Raw genomic sequence first — 3,280 nt, 5'->3', positions numbered from 1 at the left:
GAAACGGGGGCCTCGACGGGCCGGGAATCCTCGACGCGCTCGACGTGCCCGAGGGCTCGGCAGCCGAGCTCGTCGCGAGCGAGCCGGATGCCGCGGCGCCGGGCTCCTTCGAGGAGGCGGTCGACGCGGCCGCACGCACCTTCACCTGCGACGTCCAGGTCGACGGACGACCCGTGCTGACGATCACGACCGCCCGCGGCTTCGGGCCGCTCTTCGACCGGCTGTCGGCGGCCGACGCGAACGCGGCCTTCATGCCGTTCGAGCCGGCGGATGCCCCGGCCGACGCTCGCGCACTCACGAACGGCGCCGACGGGCGCGCCGCAGTCGCCTTCCTCGCCATCGCCGACTCCGTCTACGCCATCCAGGGAGCCGGCGCGCCGGCCGTGGCGCAGGCCATCGTGGCCCAGACGTCCTGACCACACGACGACCATGATGCGCGCCGCAGGCCGAACCCGCCCGACCATCGAGGTCATCGCCCCGGGCATCCGCTTCGTGCAGACGTCGCTCGTGAACTGGACCGTGCTGTCGGGTGACGGCACGCTCACGCTCATCGACGCCGGCTACCCGAGTGACCTCGCCCGGGTCTCCCGCGTGCTCGACGACGTCGGGGGCGAGCTCACCACCGTGCTGGTCACGCACGGGCACAGCGACCACATCGGCGCCATTCGCGGGCTGCTGGCCGAATGGCCGGATGCCGCGGTGATGGCGTCGGCCGACGAGCTGCCCAATGTGACGCGCGAGGTGACGTACCAGGTGGGCGTCGGAGACCTGCTGCCGAGCCTCTGGCGGCCGTCGGTCCTGGCGTGGACGGCCCGCGCCATCGCCGCGGGCGGCCTCGCCGACGTGGGGGTACCCGATCCGCGCCCGATCGAGCCGGGCCGGGAGCGCCGCTTCAGCGGTCACCGGGTCGTTCCGCTCCCGACGCCCGGGCACACGCCGGGCCACCTCATGTTCTGGCTGCCCGACCACGGCGTGCTCATCAGCGGCGACGGCATCGTCACGGGCCATCCGACGTCTCGGGAGCACGGCCCGCACGTGCTGGCGCCCATGTTCAACCACGACGACGCCCGGGCGCACGCGTCGATGGCCGAGGTGCTCGACGAGCTGCCGGTCGCGGTCATGCTGCCCGGCCACGGGCCCTCGCTGCGCCTGGGCTGACCGCCCGTTCCACCACGCGGGCCCGGCGCGCAACCCCTGCACCAGCGGCGCGGGGATGGCTAGCCTCGAGGAGGAACGCCGCCGTGCGGCATCCGTCGACCGACCATCGTGGGAAGGGGAAGCGACACCATGGACATCACCGACAACGGGCCCGAGCCGAACGCCTTCGACATCGAGACCGCGACGAGGCAGAACGCCAACTACCGCACCGTCGCCTGGACCGGCAAGTACCTGCAGGTCACGCTGATGTCGATCCCGGTCGGCGAGTCGATCGGCCTCGAGTCGCATCCCGAGACCGACCAGTTCCTGCGACTCGACGCGGGGCGCGGACGCGTGAAGATGGGCCCGTCGAAGGACGACCTCAGCTTCCAGGAGGACGTCGGCGACGGCTGGAGCATCCAGGTGCCGGCCGGCACCTGGCACGACGTGGAGAACACCGGCGACGTGCCGCTGCGGCTCTACACCGTGTACGCCCCCGTGCACCACGCGGCCGGCGCCGTGCAGCCCACCTCCGACGACGCGGAGAAGGCCGAGGAGTCGGGGAAGGACGAGCCGCCGTCGTGGGCGGTGGAGCCCGAGGAGGGCGAGCCCGACCAGCACGCCTGATCGGCGGGCGCCGCAGACCGGCTTCACCCTGGGACGTCCCCGGCGGATGTCGCAGGGACGCCGTAGCGTGACGGCATGAGCACCTCCGACTTCGACTTCATCCTCGGCCGATGGGCGGTGCGGCACGAGCGCCTGGCCGACCCGTTCGACCCGGAGTGCACGACCTGGACCACGTTCGAGACGAGCTCCGACGTCGCCCCGATCCTCGGCGGCCTCGGCACGGCCGATGAGACCGTCGGCACGCTCGACGACGGCACGGCGTTCAACGGCTTCACCCTCCGCCTCTACTCGCCCGACGCCGACGAGTGGGCGATCTGGTGGGCGTCCGCCGCCAACCCGGGCGTCCTCGACGATCCGGTGCGCGGGCGCTTCCACGACGGGGTGGGCACGTTCGTCGGGCCCGGGGAGCGCGACGGCATCCCCTTCCTCGCGAGGTTCCACTGGATCGAGACGGCGACGGAGCATCCCGTGTGGGAACAGGACTTCTCGTTCGACGGCGGTGCGACCTGGGCGCCGATCAACTGGCGGATGGTGCACACGCGGGTCGCGGACTGAACCTGACCGGCGACGCGCTCAGGACAGCGCGACGATGAGGCTCAGTATCGCCAGCACCGCGACGACCGGCGTCATCGTGTATCGCTCGGGGCGGCTTCGCGACATCGCGTTGAGCGGGATGCCGAGCACGAAGTAGGCGAAGACGACCCACATGCCGACCGTCGACACGATATCGGGCACGAGGTCGATCGCGCCTGCGCGGTCGAGCGCGAGCACCGCGATCACCGCAGAGACCACGATCGACACGGCGCTGCCGATGCGGAGTCGCGCGGGGAGCACCCGATGGGTGCCGCCCCAGGCGAAGCGCCCGAGCGGCGCGCCGAGCACGAGCGCCAGCTGGAAGACGGCGAGCAGGGCGAGGATGACGGTCAGGGCGATCGCGGCGGCCACGGCGGCGAGCCTATCGCGGGCTCACGGCCCGGGTGAGGTCAGGCGTCGGTGACATCGATGAGCACCTTGCCGACGGTGCCGGCCTCGACCGCGTCGTGGGCGTCGGCGGTGCGCTCGAGCGGGAACCTCGTGAGCGGCAGGCCCGCAGCCTCGCCCACGTCGAGCGCGCCGTCGGCGAGAGCCCGGTCGAGGTCCTCGGCGGCCGCAGCCAAGGCCGCGTCGCCCACCGTGTAGAGCAGCAGGAACTGGTAGCGCGCACGTTGAGCGCGAAGTGGTGGCGCACGTCGAGCGTCATCTCGGCGCCGCCGTCGGTCGCGTAGACGGCGACGGTGCCGTGGTTCGCGAGCACCCTCGCGTTGAGCTCGGCATTGCGTGCGGGGGAGACCTCGACGACCTGGTCGACCCCGTCGGGCGCGAGCTCGCGGATCGCCTCGGCCGTATCGCCCTCTCGGTAGTTCACGACGTGGTGGGCGCCCGCCGCGGTCGCGAGCGCGGCCTTCTCGGGCGAGCTCACCGTGGTGATCACGCGCGCGCCCGACCAGCGGGCGAGCTGGATCGCCGCGTGCCCGAC

Annotated in this window: 5 protein-coding genes and 1 pseudogene; 4 read left to right on the top strand and 2 right to left on the bottom strand. The window is 72.6% G+C overall.

Annotated elements, in window-relative coordinates; all coding sequences use genetic code 11:
* From GH736_RS19660 to GH736_RS19645, 4 genes are all read left to right on the top strand, one after another.
* Positions 1 to 416: hypothetical protein (locus tag GH736_RS19660; protein ID WP_159606347.1), on the top strand; the 416-nt coding region annotated here is incomplete at its 5' end.
* A 13-nt stretch (positions 417 to 429) separates the two neighbouring features.
* A complete protein-coding gene (locus tag GH736_RS19655) occupies positions 430 to 1,158 on the top strand; it encodes an MBL fold metallo-hydrolase (protein ID WP_159606345.1) in 729 nt (242 codons plus the stop codon).
* A gap of 129 nt (positions 1,159 to 1,287) precedes the next feature.
* On the top strand, positions 1,288 to 1,764 hold the full coding sequence (locus GH736_RS19650; RefSeq protein ID WP_159606343.1) for a cupin domain-containing protein: 477 nt from the start codon (positions 1,288 to 1,290) through the stop codon (positions 1,762 to 1,764).
* A 75-nt stretch (positions 1,765 to 1,839) separates the two neighbouring features.
* Positions 1,840 to 2,319, top strand: a complete 480-nt coding sequence (locus GH736_RS19645) for a hypothetical protein (protein WP_159606341.1) — start codon at positions 1,840 to 1,842, stop codon at positions 2,317 to 2,319.
* An 18-nt stretch (positions 2,320 to 2,337) separates the two neighbouring features.
* Here GH736_RS19645 and GH736_RS19640 read toward each other — a convergent pair whose 3' ends face one another.
* Both GH736_RS19640 and GH736_RS19635 read right to left on the bottom strand, forming a co-directional pair.
* A complete protein-coding gene (locus GH736_RS19640; protein ID WP_159606339.1) occupies positions 2,338 to 2,709 on the bottom strand; it encodes a hypothetical protein in 372 nt (123 codons plus the stop codon).
* Between the two features lie 38 nt (positions 2,710 to 2,747).
* Positions 2,748 to 3,280: pseudogene (locus tag GH736_RS19635) on the bottom strand (zinc-binding dehydrogenase); the annotation flags it as partial.

The organism is Agromyces humi (assembly GCF_009720255.1).
Taxonomy (GTDB): domain Bacteria; phylum Actinomycetota; class Actinomycetes; order Actinomycetales; family Microbacteriaceae; genus Agromyces; species Agromyces humi.
Note: the sequence above shows the minus strand (reverse complement) of the source record. Positions and strands in the feature narration are given on the sequence as shown.